The following is a 23350-nucleotide window of genomic DNA, read 5'->3' on the forward strand; positions in this document are numbered from 1 at the left end:
TACATCGTAATAATAACAAAAAATAAATTTTTTCATTTTCATATAGTGTTCTCGTAAAAGAGTCTTGTCCTTAACGGCAAGGCTCTTTTTAGTTTGACCCATAGGGTCTTTTGTTATTTACACTATTTATGAAATGATTGAACTGATTATACTGAGCCTGTCATACTGAGCCTGTCGAAGTATTGACAGTGAACGGGTATTAAGGCAACCATTTATCTTCTCCAAAATCAGGTTTGCGTTTTTCCAAGAATGCATTTCTACCTTCTTTGGCCTCATCGGTCATATAGGCCAGACGTGTAGCTTCGCCAGCAAATACCTGTTGCCCTACCATTCCATCATCCGTTAGGTTCATGGCAAACTTGAGCATTTTAATAGAGGTAGGCGATTTTTCCAATACCTCCTGCGCCCATTGATAGGCAGTAGCCTCCAATTCATCATGTGGAATTACAGCATTGACCATTCCCATTTCAAAGGCTTCTTGTGCCGAATAATTTCTTCCCAAAAAGAAAATTTCCCTTGCTTTCTTCTGCCCTACCATTTTTGCAAGGTAAGCGGAGCCATAACCCCCGTCAAAACTGGTAACATCAGCATCCGTCTGCTTAAAAATGGCATGTTCTTTACTGGCAAGGGTCATATCACACACTACATGTAGGCTGTGTCCGCCACCCACGGCCCAGCCAGGTACCACAGCAATGACCACTTTGGGCATAAAACGAATCATTCGCTGTACTTCTAAAATATTCAATCGGTGTTGACCGTCTTGGCCAACATAACCCTGGTGTCCCCTAGCCTTTTGATCACCACCACTACAAAATGACCAAATGCCATCTTTGGTAGATGGTCCTTCAGCAGAAAGTAGCACTACTCCAATAGAAGTATCTTCCTGCGCATCATAAAAAGCTTTAATTAATTCACTGGTGGTATGAGGTCTAAAAGCGTTACGCACATTGGGCCTATTAAAGGCAATACGGGCAACACCTTCGCATTTTTTATAGGTGATATCTTCAAATTCTATGGCGGTCTGCCATTTGGGTGTCTTTGTCATTCAAAAAGTATTTGCTCAAAGATAAATAGATTGCTTGATTCTAAAGTGTCTCCTAAATTTGCATTGGTTTTTTGTAAATAATAATGTTGGTAGCCTTTTGATTGTAACAAAATATTAAATCTATCAACATATTACTGTAGACCAATTGATATGGCAATACCAAGAAATTTTTTAAAAGAATCACCCAATCTAATCCAAAAATCAAATTTTACATTTTTTTCTGGGATTATAGTAGGTACTTGCTATGCGGTTACTTTTTATTTTCTGCTATACATGTCCAGGGAAATTCTTCGAGTCTTTCATATATCCGATTTTTTTGATATCTGGATATTATCTGAAGAAGAGGTGAATTTTTACAACCTTTTTTATGCATTTCTATCGACTATCTTGGGGCAATCTATTTGCTTTTCCATTTGGTTTGAAAGACCTAAAAGAATTTATGAGAAAAACTATAGACATAGAATGCAAATTGTCACAGACCACAAGGTTTTAAATTGGTTTTTTCTTGCTTGGTTCTCAAAACTGGCTGTAATGTATGCAGTTCTGTTCAGCACTTCATATACCAGTGCCGATTTTTATGTTTTTAGTTTTTACCCCAAGTACAATTACTTATTCGTATTGATTATTGTTGTGTTGTTTCTTCAAACCTGGGTTGGGTTTTTACGGAAATACAAATTCATTGGGTTCAAGTGGATGTTGGGTTCGGCACTTATTATTTCATTAATGTCTTTTGGACTATCTAGAATCAATATTGTAGACTATAAGTCACTCAATGAATATGTCTTGAGCAAAAATATTTATCATCAGCATAATTTGGAATTGCCTGAATCAGACTATTTTGAAATACAGAATAACCAAGAAAGAATAGAACGGATTTATATGATTGATATTCATGACAGTTTAAACTCTGAGCCCTTACTTATAATGGACAGCGAATATTTTTCTTTTGAAACATTACCTGACAAAATACTTGAAGAAAAAAATAGACGATGGTCAGGAATACGTAACAGTGTGCAATTTCAGTTAAATATCTCTCCATCAATAAAAATGGACTATTTACAGCTTTTAAAAAAAGAACTAGCTAACCTTAATATCTCATATTTAAGCTATGGGGTGGTTCCCAAGGATTTTGAGTTGGACCGGAAATATTATAAAAATTATATGTTTTCAATGGTCAATCAATACCATTCTAAAAATTTCCATGGAAGTGAAAAAGGTCACTTTGAGATTTTAGTGGAGCTTATTCATTCAAATGTATACTTGTTGAATAATAAACAAATTTCCGCCTCAGAATTTCGGGAGCATATAAAAGACTTGATTAAAAAGCATCCTGACTATGTAATCACTATTTCTTTCAACAAGGATACAATTTTTAAAGACTATTTCTTTGTAGTTCAAAACTCCTTTGCGGCGGTACTTGATTTACGCAATGCTCAAAGTATAGAAGTATTCGGAGAATCGTATGATGAATTATATTACGAAAAACAAAAAGAACTTATTCAAGAATACCCTTTACGAATAATAGAGGTCAAGAAAGGGGCTTTCCCCATTTTCGAAAGGCATGAAGGTTTAACACCACAACTTCTGGATATAGATGTTCTTAAATAATCTTAAATATGCTATGCAATACTCAGTTGCACTTTATCGAGATCCCTACTCCATTTAAAATATGTTTTGTTGCCATGCGTTCAACTTATTAAACAAGAACACTATGCATAGCCTCAAATCTTATATTCATCTATTTACATTTCTTTTTCTCTCCGTCTTAATTCTTTCTTGTAGCAAGGAAGAAGACGGTATTGATGAATCAGCACAAGACATGCCTGATTCCGATGAAGAGGTGGTTGATAATCCCGACAATACAGATACTCCCGATACCCTAACTCTTGAAACTGGTTTCACTATAGATGAGGAACAGATGTTCACTAATCTTATACTTTCTGAAAGTGAGTACAACAAATTCATTACGGACGAGGGGGATATGCAAATGGTCTCAAATAAAGTATATGAGTATTTTAATGATGATTATGATTTTATCATCATTCTCAATGTAGAAGACTCACAACCAGCTGGTCTGTACTTTGGGTTGTCCACCCCGGCAAAAAATGATATACAGGGTCTTGGAAGAAGTGTTTGGAACAATACTGCTGCGTTTGGTTCCGCCGGAAAACTTAAAACGGTCATCCATATGCCAAGGGTAGAGTATATAAGAAATGGCCCATTTTTGCATGAGATACTACATTACTGGAGTAATCATGGCCTTATCCCTACCACTGCTGGCGGTCATTGGGGTTACTCAAGTGTTGGCGGACAATTGGGTGGTTTTGACGAAATTGAAGATTTAGGAAGTAACACATACCGAGGCTTGGTAGATGGTGAAGTTGGGTTTGGCTTGGTAGCAAATGGCGGAAATTCAGTGCCTTATTCAAATTTGGAGCTTTACGCCATGGGACTCATCAATGCCAGTGAGCTTGAAGCAGTAACCGTAGCGGAGAACCCAAGTTCAACCTCGGAATTTGGTGTATTTACAGCTGATGCCATTACTATTTTAACTCCAGAAGATATTATTGCCGAAAACGGCGCTCGTGTCCCCTCTTCTGAAAACGCCCAGACGGAGTTTAATGCGCTGGTGGTTGTGGTTTCTACCGATAATCTCTCTCAAGATAAAATAGATACGCTAAATTCCAATCTTGAAAATTTTGCATTAAAAAGCGACCCCAATGACTCATGGGGAAGTCTCTTTAATTTTTGGAAAGCGACATTGGGTAAAGCTTCTTTTAACTTTGATATAGCAAATGAACACTTAAAATAGACTCTATTTGAGTTTGTTTAAGCCCTAATGTGTCTTCTTCTGATTATTTTCCCGAAAGCATAGTGATTGAGAAAATTAAATTCTTCTCTGGTATTGCATTGGGTCTTATATCACATGAGATAAGCTGTTGAAAAATATGGGATAACCTAGGGTATAACCGCTTGATTCTGTGAGAAAAATCAATGAACTTCGTTATCGGTTGATATAGCTCATTAAAACGAGACCATATCTTAAACGTTACCCAACATTTGAAGACAGCAACTTACAAATTAAATTCAAAGTCTATATTGAGATTAATAAGAACAAATCTTATTATTCTATTTCTGTTGTATGTTTTGAACTATTTCTTTTTTAAAGTTTATAATCCGACTGTAATTCTAATTACAATTGGACAATTTTTCATTCTGTTTAACGGACCAGCAATTTATCTTTTAATAAACTATTATAAGAACAATAAAAAAACGGAATTTTCTATTGACAAGAATTCCAATAAAATTTCAATTATTGAAAACGGAATAACTAAAGAATATTCACTGAATGAAGTTAAACATTCAATTTACAATCTTGGAAAATATTGGCAAAATGCAATTGACAAAAACTATCGAATTCCAACAATTTTCTCTGATTTTGGATATTGGGACTTGACCTTTGATAATGGAGACCGATATTATCTTACGACTTTACTTCAGGACTTTTTATTAGAAGAAGATAAAGTTAAAGACACAAAGTACAGATTTAGACTTATTCCATATATTGACAAATCAGAAACGGAACAAGGAATTGAATTAAAACCAATAGAATACAAGCCGAAAAGTAGAACCGAAAAACTGAAAGAAAGTTATAAGGTAAAAACTAAAGAGGAACTAAAATATATTGTTGAAAATAAAAGTAAATATCAAAAGGAAGCAATTAAAGTAGCAGAACAAATTCTGAAAGAAAAAAACGTTGGGTAACACCGTATATAATTTATTGCTAGTTCTAGCCTACTTACGAAAATCCTTTCGGATTTCCTATTCGGTTTTTATTTGCTAAATTACGTGCTTAACCACGCAACAAACCATATCGAAACCACCTTCCTGCCTCCTATTTTTCTTCTATTTATATGATTTTGACAACTAGAATAAAATAGTTGCTTAGCTGTTAAGAACGCTTGGGACTAGAACATTACATTTTTTGAGTTTATAGGGAAAATCAACGAACTTCGTTGTTGGTTGATATTGTTCCCTAAAACGAGAACATATCTTAAACCTTATGCATAAACTTAAAAGAACAAGACTATAGATTAAAATTTTTAATGAAAACCATAATAAATTCTTTTAAAAAGCATATTCGTTTTTCAAATTTTTGGGTGAGAAATGGCTTTATAATTATAATGCTATCTATTTTAGTCAATCATCTTACGGAGCCAGAAAATTTCCCGTTTCATAGAGATTATAAATTTCCTTTATTGCCTATTCTTGTTTCAATTATTGCAGGAAGTGTAGTATTTCTTATCGCTAGCTTTAATTTCAAATATTATAAAAACAAATACTTCGCTAAAAAAACGAACACGCAACTACTATTACGTTTCCTGTTTTCAACGTTAGGCTATATTACCATACTATATATCTCTTTGTATTTTGGTTTAAATGGTTTCATTAATGGAACTGAATCATACAATATTTATTATCTACTAACAGGGCTATTGGTTACCTTACTACTGAACACGCTCCTAATTGCCATTTTATTTGCACCTGATATTTATAAACTCCACAAGCTTATCTCCATAAAAGGCACACTTAAAGTTCAACAAGGTGGTAAACTAACCTTAGTTAAGTATCCTGAAATTGCCTTTATATACAGTGAAAACAAAATAGTATACGTAATAAAAACTGATGGAAGTTCCATTATTACTGATTTCACTTTAAATGAAGTTGAAAGTAAAATCAGCGAACAAAGTTTTTTTAGAGCAAATAGACAAATAATCCTTCACCCCCGCTCTGTTAAACAAGTACAGTCCATAGAAAATGGAAAACTATCTGTGCTACTCAAACCTACTATTGCCAGCAAAAAACCTTTTCAGATAAACATTAGTAGGTATAAAAAACAAGAATTTATGAACTGGTTAGAGGGTAAGCTATAAAATACAATGATTATTCAGCTATTGTTTTGCTACCATTCAGTAAAAATGGTCTGTATATCACTGTTTATCTTGCTTTATCGTTTTTACTTCGTTTAAAATTAAAAACGATAAAAAAAATGAATAAGACCTTTTTAACTACAAAACTAATACCTGTAATCGCCGTTATTCTTTGCTGTATTCTATACCTATCAAGATATGATCAAATAATCATAGCAGCATTAATATTATTATTGGCAAGTGCTATAGAGTATAAAAAAGATTGTTTTAAGTCTTTAGGCTTTCAACGTAAAAGAATAAATGCAAAAAGTCTATTAGTAACAGCGCCACTATTTGGTACAACTCTTTTTCTGTTTTATTACTACATAATGGTGCCAGGTGTGACGCATCTTACAGGACAACCCATGGACTTTTCTGCCTTTGAAACTTATACGGGGAACTTGCCTGCCACAATGATTTTACTTGTTTTTATTTGGATATCAGCAGCATTTGGTGAAGAAATTGTCTTTAGAGGATATTTAATGAGACAGTTTACCAAGTTCTTTGGTTCTAGCAAAATAAGTCTTGTAGTTAATATTCTAATCTTTGGGTTTATTTTTGGGTGGATTCACGCGTATCAAGGAATAAGTGGTCAAATACTAACAGGAATTCTGGGTATGCTATATGCCATCATTTTTCATATCCGTAAAGACGACTTGTGGTTCAATATTGCTGCTCATGGTTTTTTTGATACCACTGCTTTGGTATTTATATATTATGGTTGGAGTTAAGAATGCTTGGATCTAGGGCATTACATTTTTTGAGCTTATAGCGAAAATCAACGAACTTCGTTGTCGCATATTGCAACACATTAAACGAGACCATATCTTAATGGATGCCAAACATGTTAGCATAAGTAGAACACAAAAACTACTAACTTATTAATACGGACAATCGTTATAGCATTAAACACTGTCTTTGCCCAAGAAAATATTGAAAAAGCTTCTAGCTTTCCACCCTTAGAAAATTCTCTCCTTGGCCAAAAACCGCCAGGTATAATTCCTGAAGTTTTTCCTATGGATAGCTCACCCCTTCATTGCACCAGATGAAAGTTATTTAATTTGGGATAGTGAACGAGAAGGTAGGTACGGTGATTCGGATTTGTATATCAGTTTTCGCCAAGAAAATGATTCGTGGGGACCTGTTATTAATATGGGAGAAGACATAAACACCTAACTTGAGGATATATATGGTAGTGTAATGCCAGACGGGGAATACTTATTCTTTCACACGTAATTAGCTGAAGGAAAAGCCATTATTTTTTGGGTGGTCACCCAGGTTATTGAGAACCTTAGGGACAAATAATAAACCACATCGAAGCAAGCAAAAGGCCTCTTGAGAATTTCTTCAGTCAGGCATGTAATCGTGCATCTTACAGTTTCTTATTTTAGGTAAAATCGTTATTAAACGGGATAAATTCAAATGAAATTTGGGGTTTTTAAATGTGAATAAATGACCTGTTAAAATACTTGCATTGAAAAATAATCTTGATTTCACTTTTTTCCCGTTAGATTTACAAACAACTAACCAACACCAAAACTATAATGACATCGTACTCCGTAAGTGAAATCAACAACATTTTAAAGGGCGAGCTAATAGGCGATACCACCCAAAAAATTGAAGGCCCTGAGGAATTGCAAAAAGCAAGCTGTAATCAAATCACATTTATTGGAAGTAAAAAATATGAGCGGTTTTGGGCAGATTCAAAAGCCAGCGTTGCCCTTGTAAGCTGTAATGAAAACATTGAACCTGGCGAAAATCGTGCTTTCCTTAAAGTAAAAAATGTCGATTTGGCCATGGCAGAAATATTGGAGCTTTTTAATCCTTCAACACCTGTTTTTGATACAGATATACACCCAACTGCCGTGATACATGAAACCGCAAAAATTGGTGATGGCTGTAAGATTGGTGCAAATTGTTATGTAGGTAAAGATGTAGAATTGGGCAGCGGAGTAATTTTATACCCAAATGTTTGTGTGTTTGATGAAACCGCTATCGGTGATAATACTGTTGTTTGGTCCGGAACCGTCATTCGTGAGCGTTGTATTATTGGCAGTCATTGCATTTTTCATGCTAATGTGAGCATTGGGGCTGATGGATTTGGATATAGACCAAGCGAGGATGGCAGAGGACTGGTTAAGATACCGCAGATAGGGAATGTCATCATTGGGCATTATGTTGAAATTGGTGCCAATTCGTGTGTGGATAGAGCAAAATTCAGCTCCACTATTGTTGGTGACGGTTGTAAAATTGATAACCAGGTGCAAATAGCTCACAACAGCGTTATGGGACGTTCTTGTATTATGGCAGGACATAGTGGACTTGCAGGTTCTGTTACTTTAGGTGATGGTGTTATTATTGGTGGAAGCGCCTCTATTAAAGACCACACCATCATACATTCAGGTGCCACCGTTGGTGCTGGCTCTGGAGTTATGAATGATGTGGAAGCGGGAAAAACGGTTTTAGGTTACCCGGCACAAGATGCCAGAGATATGTTAAAACAATGGGTCGCTGTAAGACGCCTTACTAAAAACCAATAGCACAACTTCTTGATTATGAATTAAAATTCATCGAAATTCGTTTTAAACCGTTGATGCTTATCTCATCTATTCAGCAGCACTATTTAAAACAACACTATGAAATATTTATACTTCTCACTTCTTATTCTATTCACAAGTTGCATATCACAAGTAAAAGAAGAAAAAAAAGAAACTCCGCTATATGACTATGATGTAGAAGAAAAAATAGCTGAGTTAGGCATTGAACTGCATACTCCAAAAATTCCGCCAGGCCTAAAAATTAAATTGGCCAACAGAAGCAACAACCTAATCTATTTATCTGGAAATGGCCCAATATCCCATGACGGGGAACGTACCATAGGGAAAGTAGGAACAGATTTAACCGTTGAACAAGGGTATGAAGCAGCTCGGTTGACTGCAATCAACCATTTATCAGTATTGAAAGAAGAGATTGGGGATTTGAACAAGGTGGTGAGAATTGTAAAAGTATTGGGAATGGTAAATTGCGATGCTTCCTTTGAAAACCATCCGCAGGTGATCAATGGGTATTCTGATGTATTGATTGAGGTTTTCGGAGAAAGAGGTAGACATGCAAGATCCGCTGTTGGGATGGGTTCTTTGCCCTGGAACCTGGCATGTGAAGTAGAGACTATTGTTGAAGTAAGCGATTGAAGTTGTTTACCATAGAACTTATATCCTCTTGATTTTAAGGGAAAATTCATCGAACTTCGTTCAAAATCACCATAAAATGAAAAAACGTATTCTACTTACATCCCTAGTCGTTCTTGTTTCTTCTTTTGCCCTTGCACAAAAAGACAAGAAAAAGATAATCGATGCTATGGAGTCTAAATATGACCATTATGCTGGCATTGCAAACGAATTATGGGAAAATCCTGAGTTAGGGTATCTAGAGGAGAATAGTTCTGCCCTTTTGCAAGAGGAACTCAGTAAAGAAGGGTTCACCATAGAAAAGGGAGTTGCAGGCATCCCTACTGCGTTCACTGCCACATATGGCTCTGGAACACCGGTGATAGGAATTTTAGGTGAGTTTGATGCACTCCCGGGCATGTCTCAAGCGGCAGAACCAGTTTTTAAAGCAAGAGTTGATGGAGCGCCAGGACAAGCTTGTGGACATCATCTATTTGGCACAGGTTCAATGGCTGCAGCTATTGCAGCAAAAGATTGGCTCAAACAATCAGGAAAATCTGGAACAATTAGGTTTTATGGCACTCCAGCCGAAGAAGGAGGCTCTGGAAAAGTATATATGGTACGTGCAGGACTTTTTGATGATATAGATGCGATTGTTTCATGGCACCCGTGGGATGCCAATAATTCTAACCCAGGGACCAATCTTGCAACGATTTCAGGAAAATTTAGATTTCAGGGGAATTCCTCTCATGCCGCCGCAGCTCCGCAGTTAGGGCGTTCCGCACTTGATGGCGTTGAAGGAATGAACGATTTGGTAAATATGTTGAGAGAGCACACTACAGAGTCTACCCGTATCCATTACGTTATTACAAAAGGTGGTGATGCCCCTAATATTGTTCCAGCGGAAGCAGAGGTCTACTATGTAGTTCGCCATGCCAACAGAGAAGAAGTAAAAGCTGTTTGGGATAGAGTTGTTAAAGCTGCTGAAGGCGCCGCGATTGGAACAGAAACTACGATGACCTTTGAAATTATCGGCGGAACTTATGAAAGATTACCCAATGAAGCCTTAGCTACACTAATGCATACAAATTTATCCATCGTTGGGGGTGTTAATTATACCCAACAAGACATTGATTTTGCGAAGGAATTGCAAGAGAGCTTGGGAGCAGCGAAACCATTGTCCAATGCGAGTGCCATTGCACCAATGGTTTTTACTTATGGTAAAGCCTCTGCAGATACAGGCGATGTTAGCTGGAATGCACCTACTGCTGCAATTAGAACAGCAACCTGGGTACCCGGAACACCACCACATAGCTGGCAGGCGGTTGCTGCGGGAGGTACATCAATTGGTTTTAAGGGGATGATGGTAGCTGCAAAAACAATGGCGCTTACCGCAATTGATATTTATAAATCACCTAAATTATTGAACGAAGTGAAAGCTGAGTTCAATGAGAGAAGGGGTGCTGATTTTAAGTATGAAGCACTATTGGGAGATAGAAAACCCGCTCTGGACTACCGGAAATAAAACATGTGACAAATCTCTAATACGGAAGCATCCCGTTATTGGACAAGTTCATGACTTTATATTTTACATTTCGCTGTCGTAACGTAATCATTTTTACATCTTCCTCATTGGTTTGGTTGTTCCTAAGCGTAAACTTTAAGTAAGTAGGCAAATTAACTTGATTGCCTAAATAAGTCATATTAATCAACCATTGTCCTTGCTGCATATCATCAATGTCAAAACTTTCAGATAGCGCACCTTGCAACCGTTTTTCATTAGCAATTTCTGTCGCATTGTTCCAATTATAATACTGGCCTTGAGGATTTACAAATTGAAGCTCAAATTGGGTATTGGGGTCATTCCATTCAACCAATAAGCTAAAATTACTTTGTTCCCCAAACGTGAATTTGGATTTGTCTACCCCAATTTCCTCGCTATGGCTTTGCAACAGATTTAGCATCTCTTCTTTAACAATTTGGTCCAAGCCATTGTTTTCAAGTATGTTCTGTATAGCAATGTAACTCTTGTACATATTCCATGCCTTTTTATACTCCCCTACTTCAACAAGCATTTTTGCTAAATCCCGTTTTGCCTGTGGAGTCTCTTTAATGGCATGAATTTGTTTATAAATGGAAAGGGCTTCTTGCTTTTGCTGTTCTTCCTCATGGGCATAAGCAAGAATTTTGAGTGCATCTATTTGCTCGGGAAATTGCTCCAATAGATTTGACTTAATACTGTTTGCTTTTCTTGGATCGTTCCAATGATCATCAAAGATTTTGCTGGCTTCAAAATAAAAACTGGGGGTGTGCCCATAGTTTTTTCTATCACTAACATATTGTGTGTAGGCCTTATCCACTGTAGGCGAATTTGCTATTCTTTGTGTATAAAGTGGCTTGCTTGCTAAACCATTGGCCAGCTCAATAGCATCATTGGAGTATGTGTTTTGTGATTTGTTTTTAGAATCTTCAGTGACTTCTATATCATCAAATGTATTGCTTATGGTACGCACAATGATGATTCCACCAGGAGCCAAACTACCATACCTGGCAGCTGACCAAGCAGCTGGCATTAACGTAATGTCTTTTATATTTTGAAGGCTAATGTGTAATGGAGGATTATCAGCAGGATATACATGCCCGTCTACGTCCCAAGACATTGGCTTTCTCCTGTACATTACTATTTCATAATCTTCTGGATATTTTCTTACCACGTCAATACCTGCAAATTTGCCTTCTAGAGCATCCATTAGTGTCTGTGCTGCTATACTAATTTCCGAACCTTCCATTTGCTTAACACTAAAACCAACTTTATTCATGTCCAGAACACCATAACGTGTATTGATATTTTTGTTTATGGGTTTGTGAAGTTCCTTTAATCTCGCATTTTCCTCCAATACCACTTCATCCAAGGCCGTTACACCTACGGGCATAATGATCTTCAGCATTCGTGCCGATGTATTTACCACTGTTGAAGTAGCCTCTCTTCCTGGGTATGAAAAATCCAAAACCTCCCCATTAAGTGCTTCAATGGAAAAATTACCTCTAGAATTTGTCCTGGTTTGTCTATCACTATCTCGCACCTTAACCAGCACATTTTGTAAGGGGGTATCCAAATCACCTACACTACCCGTAACCTCAGAAAACTTCTGAGCCGTTCGGTTTGTGTATTCCAAATTGTCCACCATATAGCGCTCCGTAAATTGAACCGCCAGCGCCATATTATCCAGTTTTTCCAGATTGATGTAGTTGCCTCCATGGTCTTCTGCAATTTCTTTAAGTAGAGTGTGATTGGCAGTATTATCACCGCTTATGGTAAACAGCGTTCCGTACCAGTCTTTGGTAGCATCCACGGAAAAGTTTTTCCCATCGGTAAAGAACAAGGTTTGTTGAGAGGTTTTTATTTTTTGCCAAAGCCTGTGATCAATGGCCCCATCATAAGTAGTGGATTCAATGGCCTTTTTTAGCGTATCCCAATTACCGTTACTAATGTTATGAGACGTTCTTTCCCCAAGATGATAGCCCATCGGTTGAAAAGTTACCTGTACATCCCCCCAGTTTTTAAAGTAGTTGTCCAGAAAACGGAATTCTTTATCCAAATCTCTATCCTCCATGGATAGCGAAGTGTCCCAAAGTAGCATTATGTTGTTGGATTTATCTCTAAGCTTGGCTTTTGTTTCAACAATCTTTTCTTCTTTCTCTACAGCTGAGGTGTTTAGGTTGAAAGCAATGGTAAATCCTTTTCGCATGCGTTTCCACCGATCTTGACTCAATAACCTGGTATATGACCTAGACCCATCATCAAAGGCGGAAATTCCAATACCTACCCTACTCCCGTAAATTTTCAAAAGTTCTAAGCTTATAACAAAATGGGAATCCACTACTATATTATAGGGGGAAAGGTCTATTGCAATAGTACCTTGACGTTGTCTTATGGTGTGCAAAATATTCCCATTGGAGATATTTTTACCGGGAAGCCCATTTTCAAACTCATACACGTTTACACGTACCAACAAACTGTCCGAGATATTGGCGATGATATTAAAGGAAACATCTTCCAGTTTCAAAGGTCCACGTCGCAACAATATTTTAGAAGCATGCTCTCCGCCCAGGGCCAGACTATCATTCCAAAATCCGAAGAGCCGTTTGGAACTGCTTTGATACCCAACTCGTCTTTTGTCAGCATCACTACTTTTAACAGTAACCCCTTCAAGCTGATAAGGTACCGGTTCCAGTGCAATGGTTGGATTGATTTTTAGAATATCGAGAAACGCTTGGGTAGAAAATTTGAGTGTTTTATAGCCTATTCTAGATATTTGAAGGGTGTCTTTTTGATTGATTTCATTTTCATCCAACTCGAATTTAAAAGTGCCATCAAAATCTGAAACGGTTCCTTTGGCCCTATCTATAACTCCAATATTGGCAAAATCTACAGGTTTACCTGAATCAAATTCAATAATAGTGCCTTTAACAGAGATTTGACCATTTAATTGGTTGTAAAACACAAAAATAAATACCAGAAAAACTACCCTTAAACCACTCATAGAAGAATTTATTTCCCCTAAGCTAATAAAATGGTTAAATATTCCTTCGTCAATTAATCAATATTATTTTCATTTCGAAATGACAAGTTTCTAAAGGATTAAAAATAGTTGCCCCCCCATGTTTTAAAATTCATTAGAAAAAAACAATGAATAGTGTAACTATTTTCTTTTCCTTAAGTATATCTGTTATAAAAAAAACAATGAAACTCAAATTAGCATTAATATCCATTTTGACAATTTCTGGCATAATAAGTAGTCAAAATGAGCAGAACGATTATAAAATGATTCAGTCAGAATGTGATTCCTTATTACTTAACCAAGAAATACAAGCAATTTCGTTAGGAGTTATTACAAATGGAAAAGTGTATAAATTTCATGTAGGTAAATTATCTACAGGGGAAACACCAAATGATAATACTTTGTATGAAATAGCTTCTTTGACTAAAACGTTTACTGGAACCTTGCTGGCACAAGCCATTTTGGAAAAGAAAGCAACTATTGATGATGATATTAGAAAGCATTTATCCGAGAATTTCGCAAACTTAGAATTCAATCAAAAACCTATTACGTTTTGTCATTTGGTTACTCATACCAATGGCTTACCAAGAATTTTTCCTGATAGCCCTGGACTCTTTGAAAATCCGGATTGGGATAATCTTCCTTATGAAATCAATAAACTACAGGTTGGATTTAGTAAATTTCAATTTTTTGAGGAACTACATAAAGTAGCATTGGACACGGTTCCTGGATTCAAATTCAGTTATTCAAATGTCGGAGCCAATTTGCTAGGCTATTGCTTGGAAAACATGTATGATAAACCATTTGAGGAATTGTTATCCGAACATATCCTTAAACCGCTTCAAATGACGAAAACTCGTATTACCGTTCCTTCCGGGGAAGATAAAAAACTGTTGGCCTTGGGGCTCAACCCTAATGGTTTGGTGATGCCCTCAAGAGCTGAAAAAGAAATGAAGGCAGAAGGTGGGCTATTTTCTACACTGGATGATATGATAAAGTATATGGAATTTCAGCTAAACGAAGAAAATGAGGTAGTGAAAATTTCCCATCAAGAATTATTGAATGGAAAATATGGGGATTTCGAAAATGGTTTGTTCTGGCAAATCTTTAAGAATGGAGGAAATCCCACTAAAATCTTTCAAAATGGCGGAGCCTATGGGACTTCTAGTTGGCTAACCATAATTCCCGAATCTAAAGTTGGAGTTATTATTCTAACCAATGTCTCTGGTCCCACCATACATCAAAAGTTGAATGCTACAGCAAATAAAATTATTGAACTGTTAGAGTAAAGGTTTAATTCCTGTACTTCTGTCTAAAAAAACAATATGTTAGTTGTTGAAAAACAGATGACAATCTACCACAGCACCTCTTGATTCTGAGAGAAAATTCAACGAACTTCGTTATCGCTCGCTAAGCAGGAATTAAAACTCCTCTTAGCTAATACTTTCTAAGCCATTACCGAAATTTGGAAATTGAAAATAAAATATTATTAGTATTGGATTTAGATGAAACTCTAATTCACGCAACTGAGCGAAAACTCGAAATTGACTTTGACTTTCAATATGCCGATTATTTCATTTATAGAAGACCAAATCTTAAATGGTTTCTGGAATCTATGAGTGCTGATTTTAAATTAGCTGTTTGGTCTTCCGCTGACGATAAATACGTTGAGGAAATAGTTGAAAAAATTAAACCTGCAAATATTGAATTCGAGTTTGTTTGGGGAAGAACTCGTTGTACAACAAAAAGAGATTATGAACTTGATGAATATGTTCACGAAAAAAGACTTAAAAAAGTAAAAAAGAAAGGCTTCTCAATTGAACGGATATTAATGATTGATGATTCTCCTGAAAAAACAAAAGACAATTACGGAAATGCAGTTTATGTGAGTGCATTTGAAGGAGACCAAAATGACTCTGAATTGAAAACTCTTGCGGAATATCTGAAATCCATAAAAAGTAGCTCCAATGTGCGGAGTTTTGAAAAGAGAGGATGGAAAAACAAAACGGCTTAGAACACTATATATAGCAAATTGGGCGATTAGTGTTTAATCGAAAAGTTTGTGTCTATTTACAAAGTCGCCAAATCTTTTGATTTGTTATTAAAAGAGAAAAATTAAAACAAAATACAAAACATTTGGCTTGTGGCTAAACCGAAAATAATTGTCTGTTTTCTGCCCAACTTGCCATATATTTAACGATAACGAAACTCCCCTATCCCCTATTCTTTTCTTCAATCCATTTGGCCATATACTTGGTGCTTGCCAAGGTTTGGTGCTGTAGCAGTCGTCCCATAAAATTGTTATTTCGGTGCTCTTCCAAATGCTGTTGTAGCTGCTTCAATTGTTTTTGCAGCCTTTCTAGTAGTATTTCTTTGCTATATAGGGTATTAATCAGGGTAACACCTTGCACTTGCGCTACCTCCCACTTTTCTTTGTTTTGGTAATGTTCTACAGCGACTATTGCAAAAGCATCCCAATCATTGCATACGGCTCCATTCCAAGGTAAATCTCCATGCATACCTTCAGCCCCAATGGCTGTGGTAATGCTTGGGGTTCCGTTTTGCATGGCAGTAATCAATTTTCCCTTTATCCCAGCACCAAATTGTAGAGGAGCCAAACTTACTTTGGCATTTTGGAATACAGTTTCCAAATCCTCTGCCCAACCCATTACATGAAACCCTATTGCCGGGCTCTGCATTTCCAAAACCTGCTTGGGTAGATAAGCTCCATAAATATGTAACTCGGCGTTTGGCAATGCCTTTCTAATTAAAGGCCAAATAGTCTTTTTTAGGGTGATAATGGAATCTACATTAGGCGCATGCTTGCCGTTGCCCACGCAAACAAAATCCTTTCGTTCTTCAAACGTAGGCCATTCCCCTATCTCCTCTTTTGTGAGTTTTCTTAGCATAAAAGGGAGATAAATGAGCATGTCTTTGGGGATATCCAATTCATTTTGAAGCAATTCCATCTCATAAGAAGAAATCATCAAAGAAACATCTGAGCGGTAAATGCTCGCCACCTCTCGGAGTGTCATTTCATGTTGCTTCCATTTTTGGGGAGTAAAAGCTTCATTCTTTTTATGGCATTCTTCCCGTGCTTTTCGTAGCGAATGTAAATCCTCTGTATTTAAAACTCTAAGTGCTTGCGGAGCAAACTGGACAACACGCCATCCATACTGCTCTTCCGTCATAAATCGGTCAAAGACAACAATGTCTGGCTCAAGCTCCTTAACATAATCATCAAAACTGGAGTGATTTAATTGTAGGGTCACGGTTTCTACCTCCAATGCTTCTAAATCCAAGCTATATATTGTCTTAGAAGCCGCCGAACCAAAAGCGATATAATACCCCAAATCATTAAAAGCTTGTAGTAATTGCTGCATACGATGACCTGCCGCTGTAGTTGCTGGCTCTGGCCACACATAACCAATAAAGAATACTTTTTTCATCTTGGCTACATTAGTGCCGCGAACTTTTTAGAGATACTGGAGCGTAGCTTGCGTTCATAATCCTCCTCTAACCATTCCTTGTAATTCTTGGTGTTGTTCATGATGCAGTAGGAATATTGACGCACGCGGTATGCAATTTCTTCTTTTAGCTCCTTGGCCAAAATACGGGCATCAAAAACATCCTCGCTATTCTCCAAGCAGATTTGAGCGTGTTGTTCAATACTCATCTCCAACACCAGTTTGGATTTTCCTCCTTTGGCAAATACTTTTTTGTACTCTTGCTTAATATCAAAAGTGATGTTTTCAGATTTGCTGAACTTTGCTTTTAGCTCATCTGGCATTTCGTAAACGAACTCCCGTTCTATATCCTCATCATTTTTAATGTTTTCCAAGTAGAAATCAGGGAAATGGAAGATTTCTTGCCAGTCCAGAGGTGAGTCCCAAGGACCAAAACGGGCCAGATTGTTCCCCATGTCTATTACGGAAAACTCATTTTTGTTGGGCAGAATTCGTGATCCCCTACCAATCATTTGAAAGTACAAGGTGAGTGAACGCGTAGCTCTGTTTAGGATAATGGTTTGTACAGTAGGCTCATCAAAACCAGTGGTTAAAATACTTACGGATGTTAGAATTGCTCCCGGGGTATTGGCAAACCATTCCAATATTTCTTTTCGTTCAGATGCCGTATTCTTATTATCTAGGTGCCTAATGTTATATCCAGCCTTTTTAAAGGTTTCAAACACATAAAGCGAAGTGTTTATACCATTGTTGAAAATAAGTGTCTTGGTGCCCTTGGCAATTTCTTCATATGCAGAGACCAACTTACCAAGCATACTATGGTTACCATAAAACTCATCTGAAGACTTTACGGTATAATCACCGTGTATTCCCAGTTTTAAGGTTTTTAGGCTAACATCATAATTATAAAGGTTGGCCTTGGCCAAAAATTCCTTTTCTATTAAAGATTTAATGGATTCCCCTATGATCAAATGTTTGTAATGATCCTTCATGGGAAGTTTTATATTGGAACTTAAGGGTGTGGCGGTAACGCCCAATATGGTAGAACCTTCAAAATATTTGAACAGCTTTCTAAAAGAATTGTAATGTGCCTCATCTATAATTACAAGACCTATATTGTTGATGGTGACCTTTTCTTCTTGTAGCCTATTGTTCAAAGTTTCCACCATGGCCACAAAACACATATAATCGTCTTGGTCCTGCAGTTCTTTTACCTCGCTATTGATGATTTTATTCGCTACTCCAAAACCGTGAAGCATTTTAGAGGTTTGTCTGCTCAGCTCTATCCTGTGGGTGAGCACCATGACCTTTTTGCCCGTATCCTGAATGTATTTTCTGGTGATTTCAGAAAAAACTACCGTTTTCCCGCCACCTGTGGGCAGCTGGTACAAAATATTGGTGCCATCCGGCAACTCATCAATATGCTTGAAAATCTTTTTTAGATCTTCTTGCTGGTAATCGTATAATGTTTTTCTGCTTATTGCTCTTTCTATCTCCAAAGGAAAAATGGATTAAATGTTCCAAAATATCAAACCTTACAAAATTAGGAGTTTTTTGAACCACTGCTAAGCTTTATTTCAGCATTTCTATTAAGATACTATCAACAATTGTTTTGATAGTGATTTTTGCCCGTGTTTTGGTGAAACTCATAACATTTTGATAACAATAACAAATGTAGTTTGGAAAATCCCCTTTTATGATGTATCATGTAAGTTATAATCACTAGAAACTAAATACACATATGAGGCAGCTAAAAATCATAAAGCAGGTTACTAATAGAGAATCTAAATCCTTAGATAAATACCTTCAAGATATTAGCAAAATTGATTTAATCACTGCCCAAGAAGAAGTTGAACTGGCTCAACGTATTAGAGAGGGCGATCAGGCTGCTTTGGAGAAACTGACCAATGCCAACCTTAGGTTTGTGGTATCGGTGGCCAAACAATACCAAAATCAAGGATTAAAATTACCAGATCTTATTAATGAAGGTAATGTGGGTTTGGTAAAAGCTGCTAAACGTTTTGATGAGACCAGGGGTTTTAAATTTATCTCTTATGCGGTATGGTGGATTAGACAGTCCATTCTTCAGGCTTTGGCGGAACAATCTAGAGTTGTACGTCTTCCGTTGAACAAAATTGGTTCGATCAATAAAATCAAAAAAACATTTTCTTACTTGGAACAGGCCCATGAAAGGCCACCTTCTCCTGAAGAGATTGCAAAGGAACTGGATATGACGGTTACAGAAGTAAAGCAATCGCTTAAAAATTCTGGAAGACACGTTTCTATGGATGCGCCTTTAAAGGAAGGAGAAACTTCAAGTTTGTATGATGTATTGAATTCTTCTGAATCACCAAATCCTGATAAAGATTTAATGCACCAATCGCTAAATACTGAAATTAACAGAGCTCTGGAGACGCTTTCTCCAAGAGAAGCTGATGTTGTTCGGTTGTATTATGGTATTGGAGATCAACAGTCCATGACTTTAGAAGAGATTGGAAGCACTTTTGATCTTACTCGGGAACGGGTTAGGCAAATACGAGAAAAGGCGATTAGAAAGCTTAGACATACTTCTAAAAGCAAAATTTTAAAATCCTATCTAGGTTAGGATTTACAGCAATAAAAAAGGGGATGTTATAATTAACATCCCCTTTTTCATGATATACACTTTAAACTATCACGGACGGCTCAACTGACTAATATTAAAGTCAGTAAGCATTTCATTTAAATCTTGAATAAAATTCAAGTAAGCTGTATTTTCTTGATTTTGATTTTTCATAAGATAAAGTTTGGGGCTGTTACTATAAATAATCCAACTCTGCCAGTTCGTTTATGCTTAAAATTTCATTAAGCTCCTGAAGGAACGCCAAGTATTCTTCTCCGTAGGTGTCGTATAACATAGTATTAGGTGTTTAATCTTTGGGTTGTTGTTATAACGTAAACCTATTAGAAAGATTATTCTGGAGCAATAAATTGTGGTGAAATTCTTAGTATAAGTTGTGAAATCGCAAAAAATATACTTTATAAGAAAAATAGTACTTTTCTGAAGTTTGCTTTAAGATTGTTTCTCTTTCTCTGATTCAAAAATGTCCAGAGAAACCTCAAAATCCATATTTAGCCCCTTTACTTTCGCTGGCTTAATATCAAATTCATCATATATAAAACAGAGGTCCATGGGTAATCGCGATCGCTCATTAGAGATCGGGCGCCCCAATTTGTTCAAAAGCGCACATTTAACCTCAAATGCTTTATTGCTGAGTGCGAGGTTTTCGCTGTTTTCAAGTTCTTCAAGAAGCGGAAGCTCTTTGGCATCCCCTATCTCTAAAATTTGATTTAAAAGAATAAGTTTACAGTCTAGATCAGTAGCGTGTTCAAACAACTGATGAAAGATACTTTGAAAATGTTCAGGTAGGTTACTATCTTTCATGATGTTGGGTTTGGTTTTTACATATCTCTCAGCACATCAATTTCAAAATCAACCAACTCTTCAACTTTTGGGTATTCCACTAAGAACTGATTGTATAGAAAGTTAAGGTACTTTATATCGTTATCTGTTTTGCAAACGGTACTCATTTGATTGGTAATTTCTAACAAGCTTACCGTTTTCATCATCCTAAGGCATGGTTGTATTTTTTGACAAGCAAAATCCACTCCTCTAAAATTCTTGGTTTGTAAGTGTACTTTTAGACCACCTATAAACTCCAATATATTTTGTTTGTAAAGCCTGATCAGCTCCTCCAAAAGCTCCATTTGGCCCATACATTCCGTTAAAACAGGTTTTAAGTTTACTTTTTGGGTGGAAAAGACTGATTCTAAATTTTCTTCTACAATTTTGGTGCTTGGGATTGTGCTTCCTATATGTTCCATATGCTCAGGGTTCTCTCTATCATTATTGCTCAAATGTTTGCTAACCGTTTTAAGGGCCTTTGCTATGCGCTCTTGCTTTTTGGTCAAATTGGTTGTTTCCAATAATTGAATCAAGGAAAAAAGCAATTCGGTATTTGATGGGGTCTCTTGTATATTCTCAGAAGGTGATTCAGGTAGGGTTTTCTCTGCCCCTTTAATTCCTATCTGTTCATAAATCACCTCCAACTGGTTCATTTCTGGAACACCAAAAACTTTATCTTCCAAACCCGTTTTAAAACTATCAAACGACTTTTTTAACCTTCCTGCCTCTACTGTGCCCAATTCTTCATAAGAAAAGCTACTTAGTCCTATTTCCAATTTTTCCAAATACGTCAGTAATTCTCGTGTCCCCAAATCTTTTATTATTAGTGGTTTTAACTATCTCTAAAAATGTTGATTTTGGTACGGGATTACAACTTAATGTTCTATACCCTGTGCATTTTGTTGTCAAATTGCTTTATTTGTAGGTGTAAAAAAACAGACATGAGATATTCTTACCTATTGGGCGCTATTACAATTCTATTTTCATGCGCAGAAAAGAATCCTAAAAACACCGAAACCTTGGAGGAAAAAGCAAAAAAAATACATGAAAAAGTGATTACTATTGATACTCATGATGATATCAATATAAAGAACTTTACAGATAGCATCAATTACACCCAAAATTTGGATACACAGGTGAATTTGCCAAAAATGGAAGCTGGTGGCTTAGATGTAGCATGGTTGATTGTCTATACGGGTCAGGATTCTTTAAATGCTGGAGGATATGCAAAAGCTTCAGAAAATGCCATTTCTAAGTTTGATGCCATTCATAGATTGTGCGAAGTGTACGCTCCGGACAAAATGGAATTGGCACTTACTTCTGATGATGTAAGACGAATTAGCGCATCCGGTAAAAAAGTAGCGATGATTGGGGTTGAAAACGCCTATCCTATTGGTGAAGATTTGTCCAAGTTTGAAGAATATCAAAAACGCGGCGCACGTTACATTTCATTATCCCATAATGGACATAGTCAATTCTGTGATTCCAACACGGGTGAAAAGGATAGTCTATGGCTATATAATGGTTTAAGTGATTTAGGTAAAAGTGCTGTAAAAGAGATGAATAGACTTGGAATGATGATAGATATTTCTCATCCATCCAAAGAATCTATGAAACAGATGATAGTGTTATCCAAAGCACCTATTATTGCTTCCCATTCTTCCGCTAGAGCGTTGTGCAATCATAGCAGAAATTTAGATGACGAGCAGCTTTTATTATTAAAAGAAAATGGTGGCGTAGTCCAAACCGTGGCGTTTAGCTCATATTTAAATACGGAGAAGCATGAAGCAAGAGCTGCATACCTGAAAGAAATTCATAAACAACTAGCAGATTCTCTTGAAGTAAACTGGTATGAACGTTCCCAATTCTCTACCCTTACGGATCAAGAGTTGATTGAGTTTATGGAAAACCGTTTAAAAATCATAAAATTGGCCAATGCTGAAGCGGCAAAGGATAATACAGCTCCCCCTGCAGTAAATGTATCGGATTTTGTTGATCATATTGACTATATGGTCAAGCTTATTGGCATTGATCATGTTGGTATTAGCTCAGATTTTGATGGCGGAGGTGGAATTGAAGGCTGGTCAGATGCCTCTGAAACATTCAACGTTACCCTAGAGTTGGTAAAGCGTGATTATTCTGAAGAAGATATAGCAAAACTATGGGGAGGAAACTTGCTCAGAGTATTAGATGAAGTGCAGGCAATAGCCACCTCTCTAAACTAAAACTCCTCTTTTTCTTTTTTTGCCAGACGATCCTTAACGTATTCCACTTTGGTTTTTCCGTGGGGATTGGGATTCCCTTTGTCATCCAGGTTTACCATGATAATATTATCAACGGTAACAATACTTTCATGTGTCATTTTGTTTCTCACTTCGCAATTAAGTGATATTGAGGTGACCCCAAACTTTATGACTTCTATTCCAATTTCAACGATATCGCCCTTTTCCGCGGTACTCATAAAATTGATTTCTGACATATATTTAGTGACCACTTTTTTGCTTTCTAGCTGCACAATACTATAAAGTGCAGCTTCCTCATCAATCCATGCAAGGAGCTTTCCTCCAAACAGCGTTCCGTTGGCATTTAGGTCCTCTGGTTTAACCCACTTTCTTGTGTGAAATCTCATTTAGCCTATTGTTTTCATGTTCATTTAGAATAAAATTAGGCTTTTGATCACTCCAATTAATTTTC

Annotated in this window: 19 protein-coding genes; 12 read left to right on the top strand and 7 right to left on the bottom strand. The window is 36.7% G+C overall.

Annotated elements, in window-relative coordinates; translation table 11 throughout:
* Positions 1-199: 199 nt before the first annotated feature.
* On the bottom strand, positions 200-1045 hold the full coding sequence (locus tag SJY44_RS12155) for a 1,4-dihydroxy-2-naphthoyl-CoA synthase (RefSeq protein ID WP_396589922.1): 846 nt from the start codon (positions 1043-1045) through the stop codon (positions 200-202).
* A 150-nt stretch (positions 1046-1195) separates the two neighbouring features.
* Here SJY44_RS12155 and SJY44_RS12160 point away from each other — a divergent pair, with 150 nt between their 5' ends.
* The 8 genes from SJY44_RS12160 (at position 1196) to SJY44_RS12195 (ending at position 10707) form a co-directional block, all read left to right on the top strand.
* Complete coding sequence (locus SJY44_RS12160) at positions 1196-2653, top strand: hypothetical protein (RefSeq protein WP_396589923.1); 1458 nt, start codon at positions 1196-1198, stop codon at positions 2651-2653.
* Positions 2654-2756: 103 nt separating this feature from the next.
* The gene (locus SJY44_RS12165; RefSeq protein ID WP_396589924.1) at positions 2757-3857 is read left to right on the top strand and encodes a hypothetical protein; all 1101 of its coding nucleotides are present in this window, start codon (positions 2757-2759) and stop codon (positions 3855-3857) included.
* A 248-nt stretch (positions 3858-4105) separates the two neighbouring features.
* Positions 4106-4810 carry a hypothetical protein gene (locus SJY44_RS12170; protein WP_396589925.1) on the top strand — a complete coding sequence of 235 codons (705 nt, stop codon included), beginning with the start codon at positions 4106-4108 and terminating at the stop codon, positions 4808-4810.
* A 341-nt stretch (positions 4811-5151) separates the two neighbouring features.
* Positions 5152-5979, top strand: a complete 828-nt coding sequence (locus SJY44_RS12175; RefSeq protein ID WP_396589926.1) for a LytR/AlgR family response regulator transcription factor — start codon at positions 5152-5154, stop codon at positions 5977-5979.
* Positions 5980-6095: 116 nt separating this feature from the next.
* Complete coding sequence (locus tag SJY44_RS12180) at positions 6096-6746, top strand: CPBP family intramembrane glutamic endopeptidase (RefSeq protein WP_396589927.1); 651 nt, start codon at positions 6096-6098, stop codon at positions 6744-6746.
* 813 nt (positions 6747-7559) lie between these two features.
* Positions 7560-8555, top strand: a complete 996-nt coding sequence (gene lpxD, locus SJY44_RS12185) for a UDP-3-O-(3-hydroxymyristoyl)glucosamine N-acyltransferase (RefSeq protein ID WP_396589928.1) — start codon at positions 7560-7562, stop codon at positions 8553-8555.
* Between the two features lie 96 nt (positions 8556-8651).
* On the top strand, positions 8652-9206 hold the full coding sequence (locus SJY44_RS12190) for a RidA family protein (RefSeq protein ID WP_396589929.1): 555 nt from the start codon (positions 8652-8654) through the stop codon (positions 9204-9206).
* A gap of 76 nt (positions 9207-9282) precedes the next feature.
* Entirely contained in the window at positions 9283-10707 is a 1425-nt protein-coding gene (locus tag SJY44_RS12195) for an amidohydrolase (protein WP_396589930.1), read from the top strand.
* Positions 10708-10723: 16 nt separating this feature from the next.
* Here the strand turns inward: SJY44_RS12195 and SJY44_RS12200 are convergent, their stop codons facing one another.
* On the bottom strand, positions 10724-13726 hold the full coding sequence (locus SJY44_RS12200; protein ID WP_396589931.1) for a carboxypeptidase-like regulatory domain-containing protein: 3003 nt from the start codon (positions 13724-13726) through the stop codon (positions 10724-10726).
* Between the two features lie 200 nt (positions 13727-13926).
* Here SJY44_RS12200 and SJY44_RS12205 point away from each other — a divergent pair, with 200 nt between their 5' ends.
* Positions 13927-15033 (top strand): serine hydrolase domain-containing protein, encoded by a 1107-nt coding sequence (locus SJY44_RS12205; RefSeq protein WP_396589932.1) that lies wholly within the window; start codon positions 13927-13929, stop codon positions 15031-15033.
* Between the two features lie 176 nt (positions 15034-15209).
* Positions 15210-15758 (top strand): NIF family HAD-type phosphatase, encoded by a 549-nt coding sequence (locus SJY44_RS12210; protein WP_396589933.1) that lies wholly within the window; start codon positions 15210-15212, stop codon positions 15756-15758.
* Positions 15759-15957: 199 nt separating this feature from the next.
* Here SJY44_RS12210 and SJY44_RS12215 read toward each other — a convergent pair whose 3' ends face one another.
* Positions 15958-17193 (bottom strand): glycosyltransferase, encoded by a 1236-nt coding sequence (locus SJY44_RS12215; protein ID WP_396589934.1) that lies wholly within the window; start codon positions 17191-17193, stop codon positions 15958-15960.
* Positions 17194-17198: 5 nt separating this feature from the next.
* A complete protein-coding gene (locus SJY44_RS12220) occupies positions 17199-18710 on the bottom strand; it encodes a DEAD/DEAH box helicase (RefSeq protein WP_396589935.1) in 1512 nt (503 codons plus the stop codon).
* Positions 18711-18952: 242 nt separating this feature from the next.
* Between SJY44_RS12220 and SJY44_RS12225 the strand changes: the two genes are divergently transcribed.
* Complete coding sequence (locus SJY44_RS12225; protein ID WP_298926713.1) at positions 18953-19816, top strand: RNA polymerase sigma factor RpoD/SigA; 864 nt, start codon at positions 18953-18955, stop codon at positions 19814-19816.
* A 447-nt stretch (positions 19817-20263) separates the two neighbouring features.
* Here the strand turns inward: SJY44_RS12225 and SJY44_RS12230 are convergent, their stop codons facing one another.
* Together SJY44_RS12230 and SJY44_RS12235 are read right to left on the bottom strand one after the other, a co-directional pair.
* Entirely contained in the window at positions 20264-20635 is a 372-nt protein-coding gene (locus tag SJY44_RS12230; RefSeq protein WP_396589936.1) for a hypothetical protein, read from the bottom strand.
* Between the two features lie 17 nt (positions 20636-20652).
* A complete protein-coding gene (locus SJY44_RS12235) occupies positions 20653-21468 on the bottom strand; it encodes a hypothetical protein (RefSeq protein ID WP_298926717.1) in 816 nt (271 codons plus the stop codon).
* A gap of 129 nt (positions 21469-21597) precedes the next feature.
* Here SJY44_RS12235 and SJY44_RS12240 point away from each other — a divergent pair, with 129 nt between their 5' ends.
* On the top strand, positions 21598-22881 hold the full coding sequence (locus SJY44_RS12240; RefSeq protein ID WP_396589937.1) for a dipeptidase: 1284 nt from the start codon (positions 21598-21600) through the stop codon (positions 22879-22881).
* On the opposite strand, the gene SJY44_RS12245 is transcribed toward SJY44_RS12240, so the two are convergent.
* Complete coding sequence (locus SJY44_RS12245; protein ID WP_298926723.1) at positions 22878-23285, bottom strand: hotdog domain-containing protein; 408 nt, start codon at positions 23283-23285, stop codon at positions 22878-22880. The genes SJY44_RS12240 and SJY44_RS12245 overlap by 4 nt on opposite strands.
* Positions 23286-23350 lie beyond the last annotated feature (65 nt).

This window comes from Allomuricauda sp. R78024 (assembly GCF_044596045.1).
Lineage (GTDB): Bacteria > Bacteroidota > Bacteroidia > Flavobacteriales > Flavobacteriaceae > Flagellimonas.

Excerpts from the sequence above, each read along its gene's own strand:
- SJY44_RS12155 (WP_396589922.1), bottom strand. The coding sequence starts at position 1,045 with ATGACAAAGACACCCAAATGGCAGACCGCCATAGAATTTGAAGATATC.
- SJY44_RS12160 (WP_396589923.1), top strand. The coding sequence starts at position 1,196 with ATGGCAATACCAAGAAATTTTTTAAAAGAATCACCCAATCTAATCCAA.
- SJY44_RS12165 (WP_396589924.1), top strand. The coding sequence starts at position 2,757 with ATGCATAGCCTCAAATCTTATATTCATCTATTTACATTTCTTTTTCTC.
- SJY44_RS12175 (WP_396589926.1), top strand. The coding sequence starts at position 5,152 with ATGAAAACCATAATAAATTCTTTTAAAAAGCATATTCGTTTTTCAAAT.
- SJY44_RS12180 (WP_396589927.1), top strand. The coding sequence starts at position 6,096 with ATGAATAAGACCTTTTTAACTACAAAACTAATACCTGTAATCGCCGTT.
- lpxD (WP_396589928.1), top strand. The coding sequence starts at position 7,560 with ATGACATCGTACTCCGTAAGTGAAATCAACAACATTTTAAAGGGCGAG.
- SJY44_RS12190 (WP_396589929.1), top strand. The coding sequence starts at position 8,652 with ATGAAATATTTATACTTCTCACTTCTTATTCTATTCACAAGTTGCATA.
- SJY44_RS12195 (WP_396589930.1), top strand. The coding sequence starts at position 9,283 with ATGAAAAAACGTATTCTACTTACATCCCTAGTCGTTCTTGTTTCTTCT.
- SJY44_RS12200 (WP_396589931.1), bottom strand. The coding sequence starts at position 13,726 with ATGAGTGGTTTAAGGGTAGTTTTTCTGGTATTTATTTTTGTGTTTTAC.
- SJY44_RS12205 (WP_396589932.1), top strand. The coding sequence starts at position 13,927 with ATGAAACTCAAATTAGCATTAATATCCATTTTGACAATTTCTGGCATA.
- SJY44_RS12215 (WP_396589934.1), bottom strand. The coding sequence starts at position 17,193 with ATGAAAAAAGTATTCTTTATTGGTTATGTGTGGCCAGAGCCAGCAACT.
- SJY44_RS12225 (WP_298926713.1), top strand. The coding sequence starts at position 18,953 with ATGAGGCAGCTAAAAATCATAAAGCAGGTTACTAATAGAGAATCTAAA.
- SJY44_RS12230 (WP_396589936.1), bottom strand. The coding sequence starts at position 20,635 with ATGAAAGATAGTAACCTACCTGAACATTTTCAAAGTATCTTTCATCAG.
- SJY44_RS12240 (WP_396589937.1), top strand. The coding sequence starts at position 21,598 with ATGAGATATTCTTACCTATTGGGCGCTATTACAATTCTATTTTCATGC.
- SJY44_RS12245 (WP_298926723.1), bottom strand. The coding sequence starts at position 23,285 with ATGAGATTTCACACAAGAAAGTGGGTTAAACCAGAGGACCTAAATGCC.